This is a genomic window from Paracoccus sp. (in: a-proteobacteria) (assembly GCF_047973135.1).
GTDB lineage: Bacteria > Pseudomonadota > Alphaproteobacteria > Rhodobacterales > Rhodobacteraceae > Paracoccus.
In genome coordinates, this window is the sequence record NZ_JBKEBL010000095.1 from 1 (window position 1) to 24,316 (window position 24,316).

Below are 24,316 nucleotides of genomic sequence, written 5' to 3' on the forward strand. Positions count from 1 at the left end.
CGCCATCAGCGCGTCATTGGCCTGCTGGCAGTCGCGCAGCGCAGCGCGATCCACCAGCGAGGCCTGCACAAAGGCGCGCTGAATCTCGCAGGCGCTGACCATCAGGCTTTCGATGGGATCGGTGACATTATGGCTTTGGTCGATCATATGCGACAGGTTCAGGCCGGGCGTGTCCTCAAGCTCGACCAGTTCGTTAAAGACCAGAAACAGGCGGAACGGATCGATGGTGCCACTGTCCAGATCATCATCGCCATATTTGCTGTCGTTAAAGTGAAACCCGCCCAGCTTGCCGGCCCGGATCAGCCGGGCCACGATCATCTCGATATTCACATTCGGCGCATGATGGCCCAGATCGACCAGACATTGCGCCTTGGGCCCCAGTTCCTGCGCCGTCATCAGACTGCTGCCCCAGTCCTGCATCACGGTCGAATAGAAGGCCGGTTCATAGATCTTGTGTTCGCTGAAGATGCGCCAGTCATCCGGCAACCCCGCATAAATTGCTGTCATCGCGTCCAGATAACGATCGAATTGCCCTGAGAGAGAGGTCTGGCCAGGAAAGTTCGAGCCGTCGCCGATCCAGACGGTCAGCGCCTTCGACCCGATTTTCCGGCCGATCTCGATGCATTCCAGATTATGCTCGACCGCCTGCTGGCGGGTGGCGGCGTCGGTATGGGACAGCGATCCGTATTTGTAGCTGAGCGGCTGGCCCGGCTGGTCCTGAAAGCTGTTCGAATTCATGGCGTCAAAGCCGATGCCGACCTGTTCCGCCTTGGCCAGAAGGTCGCCGGGATCGGCCTTGTCCCAGGGGATATGCAGGCTGACGCGCGGCGTGGCGGCGGTCAGTCGATGGATGGTGCCGCAATCGTCCAGCTTGTCCATGATGCCTGCCGGTTCGCCCGCGCCCGGAAAGCGGGCAAAACGGGTGCCGCCAGTGCCGGTGCCCCAGCTTGGGATGGCGACGCCGAATGTGGCGGCGCGGGTGGTCAGCGCCTCGATTTCGACGCCCCGGCGCGCAAGCCGTTCGCCAAGCGTCTCGTAATCCCGCGCCAGATCGTACTGGCGGGTGGCGTTTCCGGCCTCGATCACGCTGTGGCCGATCATCGCCTTCACCGGGTAAAGGACTGGACGTTGCCAGCGTCCACATTCAGGATGTTGCCCGTCGATTTGGCCGACAGGTCAGAGGCAAAGAAATAGGCCCCTTCGGCAATATCTTCGGGCAGGACGGATCGTTTCAGCATCGAGCGCTGGCGATACATTTCCTCAAGCCCCTGCTTGTCGGTGCCATAGGTCGCCGCGCGCTGATCCAGCCACTCACCCTCCCAGATGCGGGATCCGCGCAGGACCGCATCCGGGTTGACCACATTCACGCGGATCCCCGCCGCCGCCCCTTCCAGCGCCAGGCAGCGGGCCAGATGGATTTCGGCGGCCTTGGCGGTGCAATAGGCCGAGGCGTTCGGGCTGGCGGCAAGTCCGTTCTTCGATGCGACAAAGATTACCGAACCCCCGATATCCTGCGCTCTCAGCATGCGGAAGGCGCTGCGGCTGACAAGGAAATAGCCGGTAGACAGGATGTCCATGTTGCGGTTCCACAAATCCAGCGTCGTATCCTCGACCGGGGCCGATGACGCGATCCCCGCGTTCGAGACAAGAATGTCGATGCCGCCAAATTCGACCGCCAGACCGGCAAAAGCGGCGATCACCTGCGCCTCGTCGGTGACGTTCATCTGCACGCTGCGCACCACGTCCCTGCCATGTCTCGATGCCAGCCCCTCTTGCGCGCGGTCCAGCGCGGCGGGGTCGATATCGGCCAGCATCACGCAAGCCCCCTCGCGCAGAAAGCGTTCGGCGGTGGCCGCCCCGATTCCGCCCGCGCCGCCCGTGACCAGCGCCACACGCCCGGCCAGCGATTTCGGTTTCGGCATGCGTTGCAGCTTGGCCTCTTCCAACAACCAGTATTCGATGTCGAACGCCTCCTGCTCGGGCAGGCCGCGATAGGTGCCGGCAAGGCTGGCCCAGCGCATCACATTGATCGCGTTGACATAAAACTCGGCCGAGATACGTGCGGTCGGCTTGTCCAGAGCAAAGCTGATCATGCCGACGCCGGGAATCAGATAGATCACGGCATTCGGGTCGCGCAGGGCCGGGCTGTCAGCATGTTTGCAGCGTTCGTAATAGGCGGCGTAATCGTCGCGATAGGCGGCGATGGCATCGCCGAGGCTGGCGATCGTGGCGTCCGGATCGGGGTTCGCGGGGTCGAAATCCACCACCAGCGGGCGGATTTTCGTGCGCAGGAAATGGTCGGGGCAGGATGTCCCCAACGGCGCCAGCGCACGCAGCATGTTCGAGCCGACAAATTCCAGAACCGCAGGCTGGTCGTCGAAATGGCCGAGCTTGTGGCGGTCGCTGGAAATCAGCCCCCGGATCGCCGGCATCAGCCGCGCCGCAACCTCGCGCCGCTGTTCGGGTGGCAGGGCAGGGTGCCTTTCGCCACCGAAGGCGGGCTTGCCGGCGGTCTTTTCCTCAAGCCAGGCGGCGGCCTTGTTGATCACCTCCAGCGTGGTGCGGTAACAATCTTCTGCCGTGTCGCCCCAGGTGAACAACCCGTGACTTTCCAGCACCGCGCCCCGCGCCTGCGGATTTTCGGTCGCGAATTTTTCCAGCCACAGACCCAGTTCATAGCCCGGTCGTTTCCACGGCAGCCAGCCGATATCGTCGCCGAAAATTTCAGAGGTCAGGGCGCGCGAATTTTCGGATGCCGCAATCGCGATGATGGCGTCGGAATGCACATGATCGACATGCGCGCGCGGGACATAGGCATGCAGCGGCGTGTCGATGCTGGCTGCGCGCGGGTTCAGGCCGAATGTGCAATGGGGCAAATAGCCGACCATCTCATCCTCGTGGGAGGGGCCGCGATACTTGCCCTTCAATGCGCGCAGCTTGTCCATATAGAGGGTTGAAAAACCATCAATCTTCATCGAGCCGATGTCGCCGCCCGATCCCTTGACCCACAACACCTCGACCTGATCCCCGGTCAGGGGGTCGGTTTCCATCACCTTGGCCGAGGTATTGCCGCCGCCGTAATTCGTCACCCGCTTGTCCGAACCCAGCAGGTTCGAGCGATAAAGCAGCTTTTCCGATTCGCTCATCACGGCGGCCCGCGCCTCGTCCCACAGGTTTTGCAGCCGGTTGCCAGCGGTTTGCGCAATCATGAAAGCCCTCCTTGGCGGCGGCGGGTCGCCGAGCCTTGCGTCCGGGATAGCGCCGGACAGGCCCAAAAGTCAATCATCTTCGATCAAATTCGATCAATATTTGCCAATCATGATTGACAATGATTGAAGATATTGGGAATGTACCCCGCGAGAGAGGGCCATGCTGGAAACCGAACGACATCGGATCATTCTGTCCGCCGTACAGGAAAAGCCCGTCGTAACCGTGGCCGATCTGTGCGCGCTGACCGGCGCGTCCGCGGCGACGGTGCGCCGCGACATTGCCCAGCTTCATGTTGCGAAAAAGCTGCGCCGCGTGCGAGGCGGGGCCGAGGCCATCGCGCCGCCGCAATTCGCCGGCATCAACGCCCGGCCCTTCGCCGTCAATCAGGGGGTCCATATCGCCGCAAAGCGTGCCATTGCGCAGGCGGCGGTGGATCTGTGCCAGGATGGCGATGCGATCATCATCAACGGAGGTACCACGACTTTCCAGATGGTCCACCCGCTGACCACAAGGCGCTTGCAGGTCTTTACCAACAGCTTTCCTATCGCCGAACATCTGCTGAAACAGTCGAAAAACACTGTCCTTCTGCCCGCCGGGGCGATCTATCGCGAACAGAACATCGTCCTGTCGCCCTTTGACGACGATGGCAGCCGTCATTTCTATGCCCGGCGGATGTTCATGGGCTGTCGCGGGCTTGGCCCTCTGGGGTTGATGGAGGGGGATCCGCTGCTGGTGCAGGCTGAACAAAAGCTGATCGGGCAGGCGGACGAACTGATCGTGCTGGCCGACAGCTCGAAATTCGACCAGCGCTCAAGCCTGCTTTTATGCCCGCTGGCGCGCATCCACACCGTCATCACCGATGACGGTATCGCCGACCGCGCCGCAAGCATGCTGGAGGCTGCGGATGTCCGGCTGATCGCCGTGCCTCCTGCCGGTCAGCGCGATGTCGGCCAGACGTAGCCATGACCCGGATCGCGGTGATCGACATCGGCAAGACCAATGCCAAGCTGGCCTTGGTGGACGCCCGGACGCTGGCCGAAATCGCTGTCGTCACTCGTTCCAATGCGCCGCTGCCGGGCCCACCCTGGCCACATTTCGATCTGGACGGGCACTGGCATTTTTTCCTGCACAATCTGGGCGAATTTCATGCGCGCCACGGGATAGACGCGATTTCGGTGACAACGCATGGCGCATCGGCGGTGTTGTTGGGCAGGAACGGCGCGCTGCCGATGCTGGATTACGAATATCCCGGCCCTGACCGCGTGGCAGCGGAATATGATGCGCTGCGCCCGGATTTTGCGCAGACCGGATCGCCGCGCCTGCCGATGGGACTGAATGTCGGTGCGCAACTGTACTGGATGTTGCGGGAACAGCCCGATCTGGCCAGGCAAATCGCCCATGTCGTGACCTACCCGCAATATTGGGGCTGGCGGCTGACCGGCGAACTGGCCAGCGATGTGACATCGCTTGGTTGTCATACCGACCTGTGGGATCCGTGGCGCGGGCGGTTCTCGCCATTGGCCGGAGCACTGGGCCTGTCGGGCAGGATCGCGCCTGCACGGCGCGCGAACGAGGTTCTGGGCCAGCTTCGCCCCGACCTTGCGGCGCAAACGGGGCTGCGGCCCGGTACGCCGGTCGCGGTCGGCATCCATGACAGCAACGCCTCGCTTTATCCCTATGTACTGGGGCGCAAGGCGCCGTTCTCGGTGATCTCGACCGGAACATGGGTGGTGGCGATGGCGATGGGCGGCGATGCCGTTGCGCTGGATCCGGGACGGGATGTGCTGGTCAATGTAAACGCGCTTGGTCAGCCGGTGCCTTCGGCCCGGTTCATGGGCGGGCGCGAATACCAGATCATCCGCGCGGGCGATGTCACCCAGCCGACCGATGCCGACCGCGAATCCGTGTTGCGCGCGGGGGCGATGATCCTGCCATCGACCGAACCCGGATCAGGGCCATTTCCGGGGCGCGACATGCGCTGGACCATCCGGCCGGACGGGGGTGGCCAGCGGATGGCGGCGCTGTCATGGTATCTGGCGTTGATGACACAGACCTGCCTTGGCCTGATCGGCGCGCGCGGCCCCGCCATCGTCGAGGGGCCATTTGCGCGCAACGGCGATTTTCTGGCAATGTTGGCGGCGCTGCACCCCGAAGGGGTCGAGACTGCGCCATCGGCGACGGGAACCTCGGCGGGGGCGGCGCTTTTATGCCTGAACCGCGCCGGGCCGCCCCGGACCCGCCCCGTGCCGCGCCCCACCGATGCCGCGGCGCTGACCAGCTATGCCGCCGCCTGGCGGGTGGCGTTGGGCTGACGCGAGGTTCCGCATTCCGCTTTTCGTCACCCCGCCCTTCGTGACATACACCCACGCAACCCTTCCGACCCAAGACGAGGAGACGCCATGCTGACTGTCGAAACCCGCCACGCGATCCACCCCGAACACGCGAAGGGCATGGATACCGCCGCGTTGCGCGCGAATTTCCTAGCAGAGGGGCTGTTCGCGCATGGTGAAATCCGGCTGGTCTATACCCATTACGACCGCTTCGTTCTGGGCGGCGCGGTGCCGGATGGCACGGCCCTGACGCTGGACAAGGTCGATGAGACCAGAACCCCGAATTTTCTGGACCGGCGCGAGATGGGCATCGTCAATATCGGCGACGCGGGCACAGTTGTTGCCGGGGGCACGACCTATCAGATGAACCAGGGCGATGTGCTGTATCTGGGCATGGGTTCGGGGCCGGTGACGTTCGGCGGCAACGGCCGCTTCTATATCACTTCGGCCCCTGCGCATCGCACCTGCCCAAGCCGCCTGATCACCGTCGCCGATTGCGTCGAGGTGAAACTCGGCGCTTCCGAAACCTCGAACAGGCGCAGCATCAAGCAGTTCATCCACCCGCAGGTCATGGAAAGCTGCCAGTTGGTGCTGGGCTATACCTCGCTGGAGGAAGGCTCGGTCTGGAACACCATGCCCGCGCATGTCCATGACCGGCGGATGGAGGCTTATCTGTACTGGGGCATGGCCCCCGAGGCCCGCGTGCTGCATCTGATGGGGCAGCCGCAGGAAACCCGGCATCTGTTCGTCAGCAATGAAGAGGCCGCGATCTCGCCGTCCTGGTCGGTTCATGCGGGCGCGGGGATCGGCGCCTATACCTTCATCTGGGCGATGGCGGGCGACAATGTCGATTACACCGATATGGACTTTGTTCAGCCGGCAGAGCTGCGCTGATGTCGGGACTGTTTTCTCTGGATGGCCAGCGGGCGCTGGTCACGGGTGCGAATACCGGCATCGGGCAGGCGATCGCGGTGGCGCTGGCGGGGCAGGGCGCGCGTGTTACCTGCGCGGGCCGGCGGGCCTGCGACGAGACAATCGGCAAGATCAACGCTGCGGGCGGTCAGGCTGACGGGTTGCTGATCGATTTCGCCGATCCGATGGCGGCACAGGGGATTTTCGTCGGGATGGGCTATAACCTGCTGGTGAACAATGCCGGGATCATCCGCCGCGAGGATGCCATCAGCCATTCCGAGGCCGATTGGGACGCGGTGGTCGATGTGAACATGAAGGCGGTGTTTTTTACCTGTCAGGCTTTCGGGCGCGAACTGATCGCACGGGACGCGCCGGGGGCTATCGTCAATATCGCCTCGCTTCTGTCGTTTCAGGGCGGCATCCGGGTGCCGGGCTATACGGCCAGCAAGCATGGCGTCGCGGGGATCACCAGACTTCTGGCGAATGAATGGGCACCGCACGGGATCACCGTGAACGCCATCGCGCCTGGTTATATTGCGACGAATAACACCGAGGCCCTGCGCGACGATCCTGATCGTTCGCGCCAGATCCTTGAACGCATCCCCGCAGGGCGCTGGGGCACGCCCGAGGATATCGGCGGCACGGCGGCCTATCTGTGTTCGCCCGCCGCCCGCTATGTCACCGGCGCTGTGCTGAATGTCGATGGCGGATGGCTGGCACGATAGCGCCGCCAGCCCCTATCGCAGCAGCGCGGCTGCGGCGGTCCCGTCCAGCGCGGCGGGGCGGTCGCAGGTCGTGGTCATGTCGATGAACCGCGCCTCTTCGCCCGAGCGCAGGATGGCGGTCATCACCTCGACGACATGCAGTGCGAATTCCAGCGCGCAGCGATGCGGGCGGTCCGTCAGGATCGCCTGCGCCATATCGGCCAGCCCCGCACAACGGTAATTCGCGACCGGCACCCCGCGACCGTCAACCCCGTTCGGCGCGGCAAAGGGATGATCAAAGCCCGGCGCGTTGACGAAGGCCGAATTGCTGGTCATGCGGACCTCGCCGCCGAAATAATTCGGGTCGGGAACGTGCAGTGTTCCCTTTTGTCCGTACAGTTCCATATTGCTGTGGCCATGCTGCCAGACATCCCAGCTTGTGCCATAGACGATCTGCGCGCCGGAATGGAATTGCAGCACTGCGTGGATCGTGGTCGGCGTCTCGACCTTTATCCTGTCGCCGCTTCGGGGCTGCGAGGTAATGGTACGATATTCGGATCCGGCCGAGGACATGGCGCAGACCCGTCGGACCGGCCCCAGCAATTGCACGAGATTCGAGATATAGTAGGGCCCCAGATCCAGCACCGGCCCTCCACCGGGCTGAAAGAAGAAATCGGGGTTGGGGTGCCACATCTCCATCCCTGGACTTTGCACAAAGCAGGTGCCCGAGGTTATCTTGCCCACCGCGTCACTGTCGATCAGGTGCCGGGCAAGCTGATGCGCGCCGCCCAGAAACGTGTCGGGGGCCGACCCGACGCGCAGCCCGCTGTTTCCGGCGATGCGCGCCAGTTCCTCGCCTTCAGGCAGGGTCAGCACGAAGGGCTTTTCGGAATAGACGTGCTTTCCGGCCTCAAGCACCTTTTGCGACACCGCAAAATGCGCCTGGGGAATGGTCAGGTTGACCACGATGTCGATATTGTCTGCGGCGATCAGATCGTCCACCGTCAGGGCGCTGAGGCCGTATTCAGTGGCGCGCGCGGTGGCCGCATCCATGTCCAGATCCGCGCAGGCACGCATTTCGATACCGCTGAACAGCGGTGCAAGGCGCATATAGGCGGCCGAGATATTGCCGCAGCCGATGACCCCGATGCCAAGAGTTCCGCTCATGCTGTCCTCCTTACAAGGATCGGAAGGTGTCGGCCGAGCGCGAGGCGAAACGCGCCAGATCAGAGGGGTTGTCATGTTCCATCACGAACAGATCGACACCGGCACCGCGCAGCGCGGTCATGATCGTTTTCCAGTCTACGGTGCCGTGACCCAGATCGGCCCAACCATCTTCGGCGGTATTTTCGCCCGCGGGGGCGATGTCCTTGACATGGGCGGTTGTGATCCGGTCGCCGTGATCGGCGATCCATGTCAGCGGATCGGCCTTGCCGCGCGCGACCCAGGCCACGTCCATTTCCCATTCGATGGACGGCGCATGCTCCAGTATCAGATCCATCGCGATTTCGCCGCCGGGCAGGGGCATGAATTCCCAGTGATGGTTGTGCCAGCCAAAGCGGAAACCCGCGTCATTGACCTTTTTGCACGCCTCTTCCAGCCTGCGCGCCAGCGCGATCCAGTTGGCGGCATCGGTCCCGTTGCGCCAGCGATCCTCGGGGGCGGGGCAGAAGATGCGGGTCATCCCAAGGGTTTTCGCCGTGGCCAGCGAAGTCGCCAGCCCGTCCTCGAAACTGCCGATGGGGAAAAAATGGCCCGAGGGCATGGTCAGGCCGTTCTCATCCAGCAGCGCGCGGAACCGGGCCGGATCCGCATAGACGCCGCCAAAGCCTTCGACCTGAGTATAGCCAAGGCCCGCGATGGTCGTGACGACCTGATCCCAGGGTTGGAAATTCCGGGCGGAATAAAGCTGAAAAGAAAAATCCATGTTCATGACCCCATGTTTTGAAACTGTTACGGCCTATAAGCGGTCTTCGCTGTCCGGATCGAACAGCGAAGCACGGCCCGGTTGAAAGCCGATCTCGATTTCGTCCCCGATGCGGACCTGAGCCTGCCCGTCCATGCGCACATGCAAGGCCGCGCCGCCCAGAGAGGAATAGATCAGCGTGTCGGCACCCATCGGTTCGACCAGATCGACCTTGACGGTGGTGCGCAATTCGGCCGAGGCGAGATTGTCGCCCGTGGCGATATGTTCGGGCCGGAACCCGATGATTGCGGGCCCCTCGCGCCGCGATCCCGGCGCAAAGTCATAGTCGTCAAGCGGGATCGCCAGGTCGCCCACCGTGATCCGGCCATCCGACATGGTGCCGTTGAGGAAATTCATCGAGGGCGAGCCGATGAAATCGGCAACATACAGGTTGCGCGGTCGGTTATAGATCTCGTGCGGGCTGGCAAGCTGCATGATCCGGCCACCCTTCATGATGGCGATGCGGTCAGCCAGCGTCATCGCCTCGATCTGGTCATGGGTGACGTAGATCATCGTGTTGCCAAGCCGTTCATGCAGGCGCTTGATTTCCACCCGCAGGTCTGCGCGCAGCTTGGCGTCCAGATTGGACAGTGGTTCGTCGAACAGAAACACATCCGCCTCGCGGACCAGCGCCCGCCCGATGGCCACGCGCTGCCGCTGCCCGCCCGACAGCGCGGCGGGTTTGCGATGCAGCAGTGGTTCAATCTGAAGGATTTCGGCGGCGCGGGCGACGCGTTTGGCAATCTCGTCCCTTGCCATGCCCGCGTTGCGCAGGCCGAAGGACATGTTCTTTTCCACCGTCATCTGCGGGTAAAGCGCATAGGACTGGAACACCATGCCGATGCCGCGATCCGAAGGTTCGGCCCAGGTCACATTGCGGCCATTGATAAAGATCTGCCCGGCGGTGATGTCCATCAGACCGGCGATGCAGTTCAGCAGCGTTGACTTGCCGCAACCCGATGACCCCAGCAGGACAAGAAATTCGCCCGCGCCAATGTCCAGATTGAGGTTTTGCAAAACCTGCACCGGCCCATAGTGCAGATCCAGATTGCGGATTTCGACCGAGGGTGTCGTTGCTTCAGGGGTCATGTGTTCAGCCTTTCACCGCGCCGGCGGCGATGCCGCGAACGAACAGTTTGCCCGAGATGAAATAGATGGTCAGTGGCACAAGGCCGGTCAGGATGGTCGCGGCCATGTTGACATTGTATTCCCGCACCCCCTGGGACGAATTGACGATATTGTTCAACTGAACCGTCATTGGCCAGACCTCGGGGCTGGTATAGACGACTCCGAACAGGAAATCGTTCCAGATTCCAGTTACTTGCAGGATCATCGCCACAGTGAAGATCGGCACCGACATCGGCACCATGATGCGGAAATAGATGCCCCAGAACCCTGCTCCGTCCACCCGCGCGGCCTTGAACAGCTCTTCCGGCAGCGAGGTGAAATAGTTGCGGAACAGCAGCGTCAGGATCGGCATGCCAAAGACCGAATGCACGATCACCAGCCCCGAAAGCGTGCCGTAAAGCCCGATCTCGCGCAGCATGATCACGATGGGGTACAGCATGACCTGATAGGGAATGAAGGTTCCAAGGATCAGGATGGTAAAGAACGCATCCGCGCCCCTGAACCGCCAGTTCGACAGCGCATAGCCATTGACCGAGGCGATGGCGATCGAGACGATCACCGAAGGCACCGTGATCCGGATCGAGTTCCAGAAGCCACGCGACAGCCCGTCGCAATTCAGCCCGGTGCAGGCCGCCGACCAGGCCTTGACCCACGGCTCGAAGGTAATCTCGACCGGCGGGGCGAAGACGCTGCCCAGCCGGATCTCGGGCATGCCCTTCAGCGAGGTGACGACCATCACATAAAGCGGCAAGAGGTAATAGAACGCGACCGCAAGCAGCGTTCCGTACAGCATGATATTGCGCCCGGAAAGGCGGCGGCGGGGTTTGGGGCCCTGCGGGCCGTCAAGGGTGGGGGTGATCGCTTCAGGCACGTTTCCTGCCTCCGAATTCCATCATCGCCCAGGGAATGACGACGATCAGCACGGCCAGCAGCATCATCGTCGAGGCGGCAAAGCCCTGACCCAGATTCTGACCGTTGAACATATAGTCATAGACGTATTTCGCCGGCATTTCGGTCGCCAGACCCGGCCCGCCATCGGTCAGAGCGATCACCAGATCATAGATCTTGATGATCCCCGATGCGACCAGCACCAGCGTGGTGACAAAGACCGGCCGCATCATCGGCACGACGATGAACAGATAGGTCTTCCACGCCGGGATTCCGTCGATCTTGGCTGCCTTCCAGATTTCCTGATCGATGCCGCGCAGGCCCGCCAGCATCAACACCATGACCAGCCCCGAGCCCTGCCAGAACCCCGCCAGCATGATCCCGAACAGCGCGATGTCGGGGTTATACAGCGGGTCGAAGGTAAAGCTTTGCCAGCCCAGTTCGCGCACGATGCTCTGGATTCCGAATTCGGGGTTCAGGATCCATTGCCAGACCAGCCCCGTCACGATGAAGGACAGCGCGAACGGGTACAGCATGATCGTGCGGAACGTGTTCTCAAAGCGGATCTTCTGGTCCATCAGCGCGGCCAGCAGAAAGCCGACCACGAAACTGAGCACGATCATGCAGATGCCATAAATCGCAAGGTTCTGGATCGAGACCACCCATCGGGTCGTGCCCCATAACCGCTCGTACTGGTCGAAGCCGACGAAATTCAACCGCGGCAGCAGGCCGGATTTGGTGAAGGAATAAGTGATCGTCCAGGCAGTGCCGCCCACAAAGACCACCAGTGCGGTCAGGATCATCGGGATGGCGGCGATCTTGGCCGATTTGTTCTTGAACAACCTGTTCGGGCGTCCAGCAGACATGGCGCCACCTCATGAGGAAGGTTTGGGAAACGCCGCCAGCCCGCGCATGGGCTGGCCGGCGGCGGTCGCGTGCAGGTTTATTCGGCGTCCGAGATAATCTCGACGAACCGGGCCTGCGCGGCCTCTGGCGTCATGTTGGGATCGGCGAAAAATTCGTTGAACAGATCGTTCAGCTGAGTAGTTGAATCCTGCGTGATCAGCATGTTGGGGTCGGGCAGGGTGGAACCCTCTTTCAGCAGATCCAGCCCCTTGCGCATGCAATCATTCGCGGTGGACATGTCAATATCGCCACGCACCGGCAAGGAACCCTTGCGCAGGTTGAATTCGACCTGAACCTTGGGGTCCAGCAGCGTCGCGGCAAGAACGTCCTGCGCGGCGGTCTGATCGGCATTCTTCAGCACCGGGAAATAGAAGGCGTCGCCGCCCGTTCCCAGACGCGGATTGGTTCCCAGACCGGGCAGGCAACTGTAATCCGTGCCTGCGACCTGTCCGGCCATGGCGAATTCGCCCTGTGCCCAATCGCCCATGATCTGCCCGGCCGCGCGCCCGGTGATCACCAGATTGGTCGCATCGTTCCAGTTCTGCACGGTCGAATCGACGGACATGTCGCGCGCCTCGGCTGCGGCCTGAAAAACCGACGCGATTTCGGGTCCGGCGGCGGTGTCGCTATCCTTGTCCTGATAGACGGCAAGGTAGGTTTCGGCGGGGATGAGGCTGGCCATCATGACGTTGAACACGCCCGCGCGCTGCCAGCCCTGCTGCCCCAGCGCAAGCGGGATGATCCCCGCCTCTTTGAGGGCGGGGGCGGCGGCCACGTATTCGGCCCAGGTTCCGGGCATCGGCACACCCGCCTTTTCAAAGGCCGCGTGGCTTAACCACAGCCATTGCCAGGAATGGATATTGACCGGCGCGCAATAGATGCGACCGTCCACGGTGCAGGCGTCCAGCAACGAGGGCGGGTTGACCACATCGGCCCATCCCTGTGCCTTGGCGACATCGGTGATGTCACGCAGCAGCCCGGCCTCGATCAGCTCATCGGCCTGACGGCCATGGTTGAACTGGAATGCGGCGGGCGGGTTGCCACCGATGATACGGCTGATCATGATCGGGCGCGCGGTTGACCCCGAGCCGGCAATCGCGCCATCGACCCAGTGGTTGCCCGTGGCATCGAACGCCTTGGCGAATTCGGCCACGGCTGCGGCCTCGCCCCCGGCGGTCCACCAGTGCATGACCTCCAGATCTGCGGCATTCGCAACGCCCGCCCCGCACAGCATGGTGGATGTCACCAGCAATTTGCGAAGAATCCTCATGATTTTTCCTCCCTCAAGGGGCATCCCCACATGCCCCGGATTCCCTGGTTCTTCCCGGAAATGTAAACTGAAATCGTTTACATACCGGAAGCCGCACACCTAAAGACCATTGTAAACGATTGCAATAAGCATTGAGCCTAACCAATTTATAGTCAAGATTTATCTGACGGGAATTTCGTCCCCTGCCTGGCGAGGCGCAAAAAATGAACATCAGAGCCGTACGAATTCAGGATGTTGCGAATGTCGCGGGGGTTTCGACCGCGACGGTCAGCCGTGCCCTGTCGAACCCCGAATTGCTGTCCGAGGCGACCCGGCGGACCGTGATGGAGGCAATCCGCACCACCGGATACCGGGTCAACCGTGCCGCGCGCAATCTGCGCAAGCAGCGGGCGGGGGCCGTCCTGGTTCTGGTGCCGAATCTGGGCAACCCGTTTTTTTCCCAGATCCTTGCCGGGCTGTCACAAGGCTTTTCCGACAACGAATATTCGGTTCTGATCCTCGACACGGATCATCTTCAGGATGATCGCGGGATCCTCGACTATTTTCTTGACTCGCGAATTGACGGGATGATCACGCTTGACGGCAGGCTGTCGCTGCGGACCCTCGAATTGTTGACCGCCAATTCCGTCGCCGACCGTGTCGTCTGCGCCTGCGAATGGGTGGCGGGGGCCGAACTGCCCTCGGTCCGGTCGGACAATGCGCGGGGCGTCGAACTGGCCATCCGGCACCTGCATGGGCTTGGCCATCGCCGCATCGCCCATGTCACGGGCCCCGAGGGCAATGTCCTGACCCATGCGCGCCGCGAGGCGTTTCGGGCCATGTGCGCGGATCTGGACCTGCCGATCCGCGACGACTGGATCATTCGCGGCGATTTTTCGATGCAATCCGGCCGCATGGCCGCCGGCCACATCCTGTCCCTGCCTGCCCGCGATCGCCCCACCGCCGTCTTTTGCGCCGCGGATGGTACCGCCTTCGGCCTGATCGCGGGCCTTGCCGCCGCAGGTCTGCGCATCCCGCAGGACATGTCGGTCGTGGGGTTTGACGATATCGGGCTTGCCGAACATTACATCCCGGCCCTGACCACCATCCGCCAGGATCGTCTGGCACTGGGCAGGCAGGCTGCCGGTCTGCTGAAATCCCGGCTGAGCGGGGCGGACGACGCCCCTGCCGGCCCTGTGAGGCTGGTCGATGTGGAACTGATCGTCCGCGCCAGCACCGCCCGCTGAAATACCTGTCCGGCAAGACGCGCAGGTCCGGCAAGACGCGCAGGCCCGGCAGGCGAAATTTCGCCATTTCCCCATGTCCGTCGGATCACTTCCGGGCGGCATTATGCCGACTGTCCCGTTTGGCCCACAGCGATGATGCGCCGGGCAGACGAGCCGCTAAAGTGGCCTCGTTGCTGGCGTTGTTCGAATCATCTGATGGAGATTCAGAGATGAATGGACTCGTGGCTGCCAATCTTTCCACCAGACCGCAATCGCCCCCTGCGCCCAACGCTGCGCCGGACAGGCCCGAACCCGGCAAACCCGGCAAACAGAATGACGAGGTCGATGCGGGCGAGCTGGCGCTGGACCTGACGCAAATGGGGCTGGACATCGTTGGCATCTTCGAGCCGACCCCCTTTGCAGATGGTGCCAATACGTTGATTTCGCTTGGCCGTGGCGATTTTGGCGGCGCGGCGTTGTCGGCCCTGGGAATGATCCCTTATGTGGGCGATGCGGCCAAGCTGGGCAAGATGGGCAAATGGGCCAAGACGGTCGCGAATGGCGTCGAACTGGCGCTGAAGAACAGCGATTTCGCCAAGGCGGCCTCTCCTGCGCTGAAAAAGATCGCCGAGGCCATCGACGCGGCCCCCAAAAGCGCGTTCAACGCACTGCCGAACGATGTTCAGCAGAAACTGCTGGAAATGCGCGCTGCCATCGGACGCGTGCCTGGTGCGGCAGCCGAGGGTGCGGCGGGTTCGATAAGCCACAAGGCCAATGCCTGGAGCGAATATGCCGATGGCGGCGGCAGCTGGGGCTATGAGCGGTGGTCAAAGACCTATGAAGGGAACATGTCGCGCGCCAAAGACGCCAACAAGGCCGCCGACAATTATATGAACAAGCTGGACGGCAACTGGGCCAAGCGGGAAGTCACCGTCCAGGTCGAGATCGATGGTCAGACCTATTCCCGGCGCCTTGACATCGGACCAAAGGATGCCGCGCTGACGCAGCGGGGCATTGAGCATAAATCCGGCTATCAGTATCTTAGCAAGGATAACGCTTGGGAACTTGAGCGCGATGCGGAACTGGTGAAACTTGGTTGGGACATGGAATGGGTGATCGACGGCACCGCATCGAAACCGCTGCAAGAGGCTCTGAAGGCGGCGAATATCAGGTTCACGACCGTTGATTAGGTGGAATCATACAATGCCGGACTTGGCTTCGCGGGCAGGACCGCGAATGCCTGTCCGGGAAAACTTTATGCTGCGGGGTTTGCATGGCCGAGGAAAAGACACTCAGGGATCATTTCGAAGAATGGCACGCCAGCATGTATGTCTACATGGACAACCTGCGGGCGGCGGTTCCTGACAATATCGTTCTGGATTACAGTCTCGATTCCCTGCTGCCTCTGGAACGCTGGGTGCTGGACCGTTATCCCGATGTCGAATCGGCCAGGGCCGAACTGGGCGGGCTGGCCGGTGCCGCCGGGGCCTATCTGGGCGAAACGGTTCGCAAGGCCGCAGGCGGCAAGTGGCGTATGGACGATAACGAGAAAAGCGTCTTTCACGGTTTTCCGGTGCTGGTGGAAATTCGCGGCAGCAAGACGATCAGCCCGCTGACGCTGATCACGGCCTCGACGGATCGGCGCAAGGGCGATTACCTGCATTCGGTCGCGCGCTATTGCATTCACGGCGACGGCTGATCCCCCGTTTTCATCTGCGCCCTGCTGTTTGACGCGGTCGGGGCGGGCTGCTATCCGCGCCTTTCCGGTCGCAGTCCACCCGGTCAAAACAGGAACCGAAGATGAGCCATTACACAGACGCGCTGACCCAGCTTGGCGCAAAGACCGAATTGCCCGAAAGCCCCGATCAGGCAGAGCTGGAGCGTGTGCCCAACCCGCAGGCGGGGCAGGTCTATGCGGTGCGTTTCACACAGCCGGAATTCACCAGCCTCTGCCCGATGACCGGCCAGCCCGATTTCGCGCATCTGGTCATCGACTATGTGCCCGGCGACTGGCTGATCGAATCGAAGTCGTTGAAGTTGTTTCTGGGAAGTTTTCGTAACCATGGGGCATTCCACGAAGATTGCACCGTCAGTATCGGCCGCAGGCTGGTCGCTGCGCTGTCGCCACAATGGCTGCGGATAGGTGGTTACTGGTTTCCGCGCGGCGGCATGCCGATTGATGTGTTCTGGCAGACCGGCCCCGTGCCGCAAGGGCTGTGGCTGCCCGATCAGGGTGTCGCGCCCTATCGCGGTCGGGGCTAACCGCGAAGGGCCCGCCACAGGCCAAGCACGGCATCGGACAGGTCGCCCATGCGCGCCATCAGATGTTCGCGCGCGATGCCTCCGGGTTGGCGGGCATTGTCCAGCCGGTTGAACAGCCGTATCAGGCGGCGGCGATGGGTGCCGGTCAGCACCTGCACCGGATCGGCGATCAGCCCGGCGAATGCGGTGATCAGCGACCCCGCTACCGCCAGTGCCGCCCCGGTGGCGATCACCCGCCACAGCGACAGCTCGACCGGAAACAACCCGTACCACAGCCGCCCCGCACCGCTGCCAAGGGTAAAATCGCGGACTGCTTCGGCATGGGCGCGCATCTCGGCGATGGGTCCGGCCAGCGAGATGACCCCCGGCGTCGCGCGTTGAAACAACAGCAGGCCCGACAGCAACACGATCAGCGAGGTGGTAATCTCGGACACGGCGTTGCGGGTCTCGGCAAGGGTGGCGACCTCGTGGCGGATGGTTTCGGGCGGGGCGGGCGTACCAGGCCCGTCATTCGACAGCGCCAGAACAAACTCGTTCAGATCGGCCTCGATCCTGCGCGCCACGTCAGATTTCAGAAAGACCTGCCGCGTCCCCAGCCAGCGTCCGGCACGCCTTGCTCCGATGGCAGACAGCAGCCCGCCTGACAGCCGCACCAGCAGGAACAGCGGCGCCAGTGCCACGTTCAGCGGCGCGCGCAGCAGATCCAGCCCCAAAGCTTCGCGGTGCAGGGCCAATGTGCCGCGCAGCCCATAGCGTGCGCGGACAAACCGTCGGATTTCGGTGTCACGCGCGGCAAGGGCCTTGATCGGGATGGGGGCGGGGTCGGTCATGATCGTGCTTGTCGGGATGTCGGGGCGTGGCCCAATCTAGCAGAGGATCGCGGGCTGCGGAATGCGCAAGCGGTTCAAAGCGCGAACGGACGATCCCGCCAAAGGGCTATGCCATCTTTCACTTCGGTGGCTTCGACATTTGCCGACAATGTGGCATCCCACATGCAAAGTGAGTCTGTGCCCTTCAGAATGATCGACAGCGGCAGGGTGTCGTCCGGTTTCCAGTGGCTCATCGCCTCATCCATGCCCGACACCTGTTCCCAAATGAAATCATCACGGATCGGTGCCACATAAGCGCAAGCGGCACCGCCCAGGACAAGCGCCTTGAGGAACCCCAACAAAACCTCCTCTGACTTCTTTATGTCATCGGGCGTGTTGACCCGCAGCAGGTCGATACCGCTCATGTTGAACTCAAGATATCGGTCGTGGGTTCCGGCAAACCAGATGGCCGATCCGTCGGGCAGGTCGATCGAATAGCCTTCCGGTGTGTCGGGATCCCCCAGCAGCCGGGAAAGTTCCGCAAGCGCCGCATCGGCCTCTTCCTTGCCGGGCACGCCGGTTTTCCAATAGGCGCGAACCGGATAAGGACTGGCCATGTCAGATCCTTTCAAGAATCATTATTTCAGAAAATCTTTATTGCGAACGACCTCAATTCCCTCGTCCTTAAGGGCCTTGAGCATGTCGTCCGAGATGTCGTCCACATAGACCCGATAGTCGGCGTCAAGCTCCTTTTTGGCGGCATCGCGTGCCTTCACAAAATTCTGAACCGTTTTATCAAAGTTCTTCGCGCCAGCACTGTCCGTCATTCTCTTGCCGGTCTTGACCTCACCCACCACTTTTTTGTTGCCTTCCTTGAAAAAGACGTCGAATTCCCGGTCACCGCCCTTGATCTTGATTTTTTTGTTTATATCAAGCAGCTCGCCGCCGTTATCGGCAATTCGACCGGCGACCTGAAGCTCTCGCAGCTTTCCAATCGTCTCGCCCCACTTTTCACCTGCCTTTCCTGCATTACCGCTTTTGACTGCGTCCACAAAGGCATCGAAATGTTCCTTGATTTCTTTTTGCAGCGGTTCAACCTTGCCCTTTAGGCCCTTCGGCAGCTTGTCGGCCAGCTTGACGCCGTCGATGATGGTATCAACGGCCTCGGTCAGCTTTTTAAGCTTCTTCGCGGTTGAGGCTTCTCCGGCGCCGGGAATCAGATTCAGGCCAAAATCCAGCACGCCATCCCAGAAGCCGTATTCTGCCCCGGTCAGTTGCTCCATAATCTCGCCAAGGGCGGCATCCCCTACGGTTTGTGCCGCACCTTCGCCCAGCCACACCAGAATGGCAGGAAGCGCAAATTCAACTTCGACCTCCTTGCCGTCCACTGTGATGGTGCCCTTGTCGGTGATGGACTGGGCGCGTGCCAATTCGTCCGGGGTCAGCGCCCGCCCTTTCTCAAGCCCCATGGCAAAGGCGCGGCCCTCGTCGCCGACAGAGTCAGGACCGCCAAGAACGGCGTCAAAGTGATGCCCCACCTCTTGCGCAAAGACAGCGTCAAGGCGGGCCGGGTCGTTGCGCAAATCCTCGCTAAGGTAAACCGTGCCGCCATTTTCGGCAGAGTAGGCACCTTCGCCTCCGTTCAGAACGTCCGGATCGACAAAACGCACCTCGGCAGGCATCGGCAAATCCCCGTTGGCCGCAGCACCGGCAAGTGTCCCGTTGCCCTGCTTGTCGCCATAGGCTTGTGTCAGGATTTCGGAAAACACCTCGGGCTGTTCGGTTGACAGGTTCTGCGCACGAGACTGAAACCTGTCAGCGGCGGCGGCGGCATCAGGGTCGGATTGTGCGTCGGAATTTTCCTGGATTTGTCCGGCAATCCTGTCCTTTGCCTCTTGTCCCGCGAGCCGGAGTGCTTCCTGCCCTCCCTGAGGCGCTGGCGTTGCCTTGGCAGAGGCCGCAAGGCGGTGAAACTGAGAGCGGATGTCCCGAGGCGGGTTCGAAGCAATATCGCGCGGGCGATTTAATGCGTTGTCCCGTTTTGGGTCGGGTGAATTCCGGGCTGAATGCGATGTGGCGGAAACACTCATTATGATTCTCCTAAAAAATCACGTAATATCAATGGAAAAACGATAACCCGCCAACCTGTTCAAGTAAAGCCTAAGCTCATCTTCAGGCCAGAACACCGTCCAGACGGCGAAAAACTGCGCAGTACGATGCCAGCGTGTTGCGCAGGCTGTGCGGCATGCCGGAAACGGGGCCGGTGCGGATCGGCCCGAACCTCGCATGCCCTGATGCCCGCGTGGCGCTTGCAGGCCGCGCGTGTGGTTTCTATAGAGGCAGGCATGAAGTTTTCGGTGCGCGCATTTCGAATTAGCTGCCCGGTGGCGTGAGGTTTCGCGCCGCCGGGTTAGTCCATGTCCGAATGCCCGATGCCTGACGAAGGAACCCTCTGATGAGCGCCGATACCCGCGCCGATGCCCCCGACTACCGCGACACTGTCTTTCTGCCGCAGACCGATTTTCCGATGCGTGCCGGGCTGCCCGCGCGTGAACCCGACTGGCTGGCCCGTTGGGAACGGATCGGCATCTATGACCGCTTGCGCGACAAGACCGGGCGCAAGCCGTTCATCCTGCATGACGGCCCTCCTTATGCGAACGGGCATCTGCATATCGGCCATGCGCTGAACAAGACGATCAAGGACATCATCGTGCGCAGCCATCAGATGATGGGCTTTGACGCGCGCTATGTGCCCGGCTGGGATTGCCACGGCCTGCCGATCGAATGGAAGATCGAGGAACATTACCGCAAGAAGGGGCAGGACAAGGACGCCGTCGATGTGGTCGAGTTCCGGCAGGAATGCCGCCGCTTCGCCGAGGAATGGGTGGATATCCAGCGGGACGAGTTCAGGCGCATGGGCATCATCGGCAAGTGGGACGATCCTTATCTGACCATGGATTATCACGCCGAGGCGGTGATTGCTGCGGATTTCATGAAGCTGCTGATGAATGGCAGTCTGTATCAGGGGTCCAAGCCGGTGATGTGGTCTCCGGTCGAAAAGACCGCTCTGGCCGAGGCCGAGGTCGAATATCACGACAAGGAAAGCTTTACGATCTGGGTGAAATTCCGGGTGATCCCGGATGGCGATCTGAAGGATGCCAGCGTGGTGATCTGGACGACGACCCCCTGGACCATCCCGTCGAACAGGGCGGTCGTGTACGGGGCCGATTTTGCCTATGGCCTTTACGAAGTCACTGACGCGCCCGAAGAATGCTGGGCGGGCATCGGTGAAAGATTCGTGCTGGCCGACAAGCTGGCCAGAGAGGTGATGACCCGTGCGCGCCTGCAACAGGGGCAATGGCGACGCATCCGCGATGTGCCGCCCCAGGAACTTGCCACGCTGTCGCTGCGTCATCCCCTTGCAGGTGCGGAAGGCGGCAATGGCGAATGGGACGGCCCGCGCGATTTCCGGGCCGCCGATTTCGTGACCGACGAGGAAGGCACCGGTTTCGTCCATTGCGCGCCCTCGCACGGCATGGAGGAATACGAGCTTTACCGCGATCTGGGCATGCTGGATCAGGCCATCACCTATAACGTGCTGGATGACGGCTCTTTCCGGGCCGATCTGCCGTTCTTTGGCGGCAAGTACATCCTTAACCGCAAGGGTGGTGAAGGCGACGCCAACAAGGCGGTGATCGACAAGCTGGCCGAGGTCGGCGGCCTTCTGGCGCGCGGCAAGATCAAACACAGCTATCCGCATAGCTGGCGGTCGAAGGCGCCGGTGATCTATCGCAACACGCCGCAATGGTTCGCGGCCATCGACCGGCCACTGAACGACAGCATGGGCGACTATGGTGCGACCATCCGCACGCGCGCGCTGACCAGCATCGACAAGCTGGTGAAATGGTGGCCGCAAAGCGGACGGAACCGGATTCATGCCATGGTCGAGAACCGGCCCGACTGGGTGCTGTCTCGCCAACGTGCCTGGGGGGTGCCGCTGACCTGTTTCGTCAAAAAAGGTGCGCTGCCCACGGATTCGGATTTTTTGCTGCGGAACAAGGATGTTAACCAGCGCATCATCGACGCATTCGAGGCCGAGGGCGCGGATGTCTGGTATCGTGACGGCTTCAAGGCGCGCGTTCTGGACGGCATCGTTAGCCCCGACGATTACGATCAGGTCACGGATGTGCTGGATGTGTGGTTCGATTCGGGATCGACCCATGCCTTTGTGCTGCGCGACCGGGCCGACGGGGTGCCGGACGGGATCGCCGATGTCTATCTTGAAGGCACCGACCAGCATCGCGGCTGGTTCCAGTCCTCGCTGTTGCAGGGTTGCGCCACGACCGGGCGCGCGCCCTATCGCAATGTGGTGACACATGGCTTCACGCTGGACGAGAAGGGCATGAAAATGTCCAAATCGCTTGGCAATACCATCGTGCCTGCCAAGGTGATCGAACAATACGGGGCTGATATCCTGCGGCTGTGGGTGGCGCAGACCGATTACACCGCCGATCAGCGTATCGGGCCGGAAATCCTGAAGGGCACTGCCGACAGCTATCGCCGCCTGCGCAATACGCTGCGCTTCATGCTGGGGTCGCTGGCGGGGTACTCGGATGCCGAGAAGCTTGGCCCCGACCAGATGCCCGAGCTGGAACAGTGGGTGCTTCACCGGCTGGCGCAACTGGATCAGGCGGTGCGGGCGGGCTATCGCGATTACGACTTTCAGGGCGTGTTCCAGTTGCTGTTCCAGTTCTGCACCGTCGATCTGTCGGCCTTTTATTTCGACATCCGCAAGGACAGCCTGTATTGCGACGCGCCGGACAATCCGCGCCGCCGCGCCGCGCGGACGGTGCTGGACATGCTGTTCCATCGGCTTGTGACATGGCTGGCCCCGATCCTGCCCTTTACGACCGAGGATGTCTGGCTGTCGCGCTTTGCATCCGCCGATGACAGCGTGCACCTGCATGATTTCCCCGATACGCCTGCGGACTGGCAAAATGACGCGCTGGCCGCGAAGTGGGATCATGTCCGCCGCGCCCGGCGCGTCGTCACCGCCGCGCTGGAACTCAGGCGGACCGACAAGACCATTGGTGCCAGCCTTGAAGCCGCGCCCGTGGTCCATGTCGAGGATGCGGCCATGCTTGAGGCGCTGAAATCGGTGAATTTCGCCGATATCTGTATCGTCTCGGACCTGTCACTGACCGCCGATCCGGCCCCGAACGAGGCCTTCCGCATGACCGAGGCCCCCGGTATCGGCGTGGTATTCGAGCTGGCCGAGGGCGAGAAATGCCTGCGTTGCTGGAAGATCCTGCCCGATGTCGGCAGGCATCGCCATGCAGGCGTCTGCGCGCGCTGCGACGAGGTTCTGGGCTGAATGAAGGACCATGGTGGCCGGTCGTCAGACCAGCCACCAACCCTTGCTTTTCAACTGGTTGCGGATCGCCTGTTCCTTCGAGGGCAGGGCGCCGCGATCGAACATGGTTCGCACCTTGTCGCGGCCCTTGCCCTGATAGATCAGCTTGCGCGCCGGATCCCATTCCTTCAGGCGCTTCTTGATCCTGTTGGGCGCGACGCTGGCCTCCAGCGCCTCTACTGCTGTCTCGGATTCGCGCGCGTAAAGCAGCGGCAGGTTACGGTAATGGCAGGTCATGTCGCGGTCGAACCCGGCCAGGTCCGGCCCCGGCCGCCCGCCGCCGAACGAATGGACGACCAGCGGCAGAATCACCTGATCCAGCCAGGGATCAAGGCTTTGGCAGGCCAGCGCTTCGCCGGGTTCGCTGCGCACCGCCAGCGCCCATTCAAGGAAACGCTGACCAAATTCTGACGGATCGGGGCCAAGGAACCAGCCCGCGTTGAAATACAGGTACCGTTCCCAGTGTTCGTCCGGCTGGCGGGTATCCAGCGAGCTTTCGAAATCCAGCCCGAAGCGGTCGTAAAGCGATTTCCAGATTGCCGCGTAGCCGGGGCCATAGATCGGCGGCTGCGGCCATGTCCCCTCGCGCCGCATCGAGGCCGAGGGACGGGCGAAATCGATTGCCATCCGTTCCAGCGGGCCGGTGATCAGCGTGTCGGTATCCAGAAACAGAAAGGGCTGGCCGGCGGGCAGGGTGGCCAGAGCCTCGATCTTGTTGCCATAGGGGTATCTGGCCCCGAAATACCGGGCGGTGAAGGGCGTGATCTCGGCCCCCAGCGTTTCCAGCAATTCGCGCGTTTCCGGTGCGATCAGCGTCTCGTGCCCCTCCCACGCGGCCTCGGGCCGGGGTTCGGCGACGATCAGCCTGCCTTTCCAGCCGGGGGCACTGTGGCGCAGGCTTGCCGCAAGGATCACCGCCTCAAATTCCAGTCGTCCGCATTGGGCAATGATCAGCAGATTCGGGGCGGGCTGATCTTCGGCTGTCTCTGGGCGGGGCATATTGATCTTTCCGGGGCTGTTCTTTCAACAATAGGGCGAGTCAGCCGGGGATGAAAGATCTCCTTCCGGGTGGGCCGGTTTCGGTCGCTGTGGCCGTCCCTGCCACGCGATTCGGCGGCAACTGCCTGTGGATCGAATTTTTTTGTCGCGCCGCGCGCCCAACCATGGCTGGCCAGACCGCCCGAATGCCTCGCGTGTTAACGAATTTTTACTTTACACTCTGCAAATTCAGGCCCACGATATGTTGTAGGAACAATTTGGCACCCACGCCTTTTGTTGTAAGGCCACCAAGGGATAGCGGCGTCAGAATCGCA

General features: G+C 62.0%; 21 protein-coding genes. 9 read left to right on the forward strand and 12 right to left on the reverse strand.

Translation table 11 applies throughout. From position 1 onward, the window contains the following. Positions 1–1,101, reverse strand: a 1,101-nt coding sequence (gene rhaI / locus ACK5L9_RS07655) for an L-rhamnose catabolism isomerase (RefSeq protein ID WP_416910876.1), incomplete at its 3' end; no start/stop codon positions are given. A gap of 5 nt (positions 1,102–1,106) precedes the next feature. Then, positions 1,107–3,209 (reverse strand): bifunctional rhamnulose-1-phosphate aldolase/short-chain dehydrogenase, encoded by a 2,103-nt coding sequence (locus ACK5L9_RS07660; protein ID WP_416910877.1) that lies wholly within the window; start codon positions 3,207–3,209, stop codon positions 1,107–1,109. A 160-nt stretch (positions 3,210–3,369) separates the two neighbouring features. Between ACK5L9_RS07660 and ACK5L9_RS07665 the strand changes: the two genes are divergently transcribed. From ACK5L9_RS07665 to kduD, 4 genes are all read left to right on the forward strand, one after another. Then, positions 3,370–4,170: a DeoR/GlpR family DNA-binding transcription regulator gene (locus tag ACK5L9_RS07665; RefSeq protein ID WP_416910878.1), complete on the forward strand. Its 801-nt coding sequence runs from the start codon at positions 3,370–3,372 to the stop codon at positions 4,168–4,170. 2 nt (positions 4,171–4,172) lie between these two features. Continuing rightward, positions 4,173–5,522 (forward strand): FGGY-family carbohydrate kinase, encoded by a 1,350-nt coding sequence (locus tag ACK5L9_RS07670; protein ID WP_416910879.1) that lies wholly within the window; start codon positions 4,173–4,175, stop codon positions 5,520–5,522. Positions 5,523–5,609: 87 nt separating this feature from the next. Further along, positions 5,610–6,434: a 5-dehydro-4-deoxy-D-glucuronate isomerase gene (gene kduI, locus ACK5L9_RS07675; RefSeq protein ID WP_416910880.1), complete on the forward strand. Its 825-nt coding sequence runs from the start codon at positions 5,610–5,612 to the stop codon at positions 6,432–6,434. Further along, the gene (kduD, locus tag ACK5L9_RS07680) at positions 6,434–7,177 is read left to right on the forward strand and encodes a 2-dehydro-3-deoxy-D-gluconate 5-dehydrogenase KduD (RefSeq protein ID WP_416910881.1); all 744 of its coding nucleotides are present in this window, start codon (positions 6,434–6,436) and stop codon (positions 7,175–7,177) included. Before kduI ends, kduD begins: the two co-directional genes overlap by 1 nt. Positions 7,178–7,189: 12 nt before the next feature. Here kduD and ACK5L9_RS07685 read toward each other — a convergent pair whose 3' ends face one another. From ACK5L9_RS07685 to ACK5L9_RS07710, 6 genes are all read right to left on the reverse strand, one after another. Continuing rightward, the gene (locus ACK5L9_RS07685) at positions 7,190–8,323 is read right to left on the reverse strand and encodes a Gfo/Idh/MocA family protein (protein ID WP_416910882.1); all 1,134 of its coding nucleotides are present in this window, start codon (positions 8,321–8,323) and stop codon (positions 7,190–7,192) included. 10 nt (positions 8,324–8,333) lie between these two features. Next, positions 8,334–9,083, reverse strand: a complete 750-nt coding sequence (locus tag ACK5L9_RS07690; protein WP_416910883.1) for a sugar phosphate isomerase/epimerase family protein — start codon at positions 9,081–9,083, stop codon at positions 8,334–8,336. Positions 9,084–9,116: 33 nt separating this feature from the next. After that, complete coding sequence (locus ACK5L9_RS07695; protein ID WP_416910884.1) at positions 9,117–10,211, reverse strand: ABC transporter ATP-binding protein; 1,095 nt, start codon at positions 10,209–10,211, stop codon at positions 9,117–9,119. Positions 10,212–10,215: 4 nt separating this feature from the next. Beyond that, entirely contained in the window at positions 10,216–11,121 is a 906-nt protein-coding gene (locus tag ACK5L9_RS07700; protein ID WP_416910885.1) for a carbohydrate ABC transporter permease, read from the reverse strand. Then, the gene (locus ACK5L9_RS07705) at positions 11,114–12,004 is read right to left on the reverse strand and encodes a carbohydrate ABC transporter permease (protein ID WP_416910886.1); all 891 of its coding nucleotides are present in this window, start codon (positions 12,002–12,004) and stop codon (positions 11,114–11,116) included. The genes ACK5L9_RS07700 and ACK5L9_RS07705 overlap by 8 nt, the downstream gene beginning before the upstream one ends. A gap of 77 nt (positions 12,005–12,081) precedes the next feature. Next, a complete protein-coding gene (locus ACK5L9_RS07710) occupies positions 12,082–13,314 on the reverse strand; it encodes an ABC transporter substrate-binding protein (RefSeq protein ID WP_416910887.1) in 1,233 nt (410 codons plus the stop codon). A 203-nt stretch (positions 13,315–13,517) separates the two neighbouring features. On the opposite strand from ACK5L9_RS07710, the gene ACK5L9_RS07715 reads away from it, so the two are divergent. The 4 genes from ACK5L9_RS07715 to queF all read left to right on the forward strand — a co-directional run bounded on the left by ACK5L9_RS07715 (position 13,518) and on the right by queF (position 16,781). After that, entirely contained in the window at positions 13,518–14,540 is a 1,023-nt protein-coding gene (locus ACK5L9_RS07715) for a LacI family DNA-binding transcriptional regulator (protein WP_416910888.1), read from the forward strand. A 209-nt stretch (positions 14,541–14,749) separates the two neighbouring features. Further along, positions 14,750–15,709: a hypothetical protein gene (locus ACK5L9_RS07720; protein WP_416910889.1), complete on the forward strand. Its 960-nt coding sequence runs from the start codon at positions 14,750–14,752 to the stop codon at positions 15,707–15,709. 83 nt (positions 15,710–15,792) lie between these two features. Then, on the forward strand, positions 15,793–16,218 hold the full coding sequence (locus ACK5L9_RS07725; RefSeq protein WP_416910890.1) for a hypothetical protein: 426 nt from the start codon (positions 15,793–15,795) through the stop codon (positions 16,216–16,218). 101 nt (positions 16,219–16,319) lie between these two features. Next, positions 16,320–16,781: a preQ(1) synthase gene (gene queF / locus ACK5L9_RS07730; RefSeq protein WP_416910891.1), complete on the forward strand. Its 462-nt coding sequence runs from the start codon at positions 16,320–16,322 to the stop codon at positions 16,779–16,781. Here the strand turns inward: queF and ACK5L9_RS07735 are convergent. From ACK5L9_RS07735 to ACK5L9_RS07745, 3 genes are all read right to left on the reverse strand, one after another. Next, positions 16,778–17,611 carry a DUF6635 family protein gene (locus tag ACK5L9_RS07735; protein WP_416910892.1) on the reverse strand — a complete coding sequence of 278 codons (834 nt, stop codon included), beginning with the start codon at positions 17,609–17,611 and terminating at the stop codon, positions 16,778–16,780. The two genes, queF and ACK5L9_RS07735, sit on opposite strands and share 4 nt — an antisense overlap. A 74-nt stretch (positions 17,612–17,685) precedes the next feature. Continuing rightward, positions 17,686–18,165, reverse strand: coding sequence for a hypothetical protein (locus ACK5L9_RS07740; protein WP_416910893.1), 480 nt, complete (start codon positions 18,163–18,165; stop codon positions 17,686–17,688). Between the two features lie 63 nt (positions 18,166–18,228). Next, positions 18,229–19,680 (reverse strand): hypothetical protein, encoded by a 1,452-nt coding sequence (locus ACK5L9_RS07745; RefSeq protein WP_416910894.1) that lies wholly within the window; start codon positions 19,678–19,680, stop codon positions 18,229–18,231. Positions 19,681–20,045: 365 nt separating this feature from the next. Between ACK5L9_RS07745 and ileS the strand changes: the two genes are divergently transcribed. Continuing rightward, positions 20,046–22,964, forward strand: a complete 2,919-nt coding sequence (gene ileS, locus ACK5L9_RS07750; protein ID WP_416910895.1) for an isoleucine--tRNA ligase — start codon at positions 20,046–20,048, stop codon at positions 22,962–22,964. A gap of 24 nt (positions 22,965–22,988) precedes the next feature. Here ileS and ACK5L9_RS07755 read toward each other — a convergent pair whose 3' ends face one another. Next, a complete protein-coding gene (locus tag ACK5L9_RS07755) occupies positions 22,989–24,002 on the reverse strand; it encodes a hypothetical protein (protein WP_416910896.1) in 1,014 nt (337 codons plus the stop codon). Between the last annotated feature and the right edge of the window lie 314 nt (positions 24,003–24,316).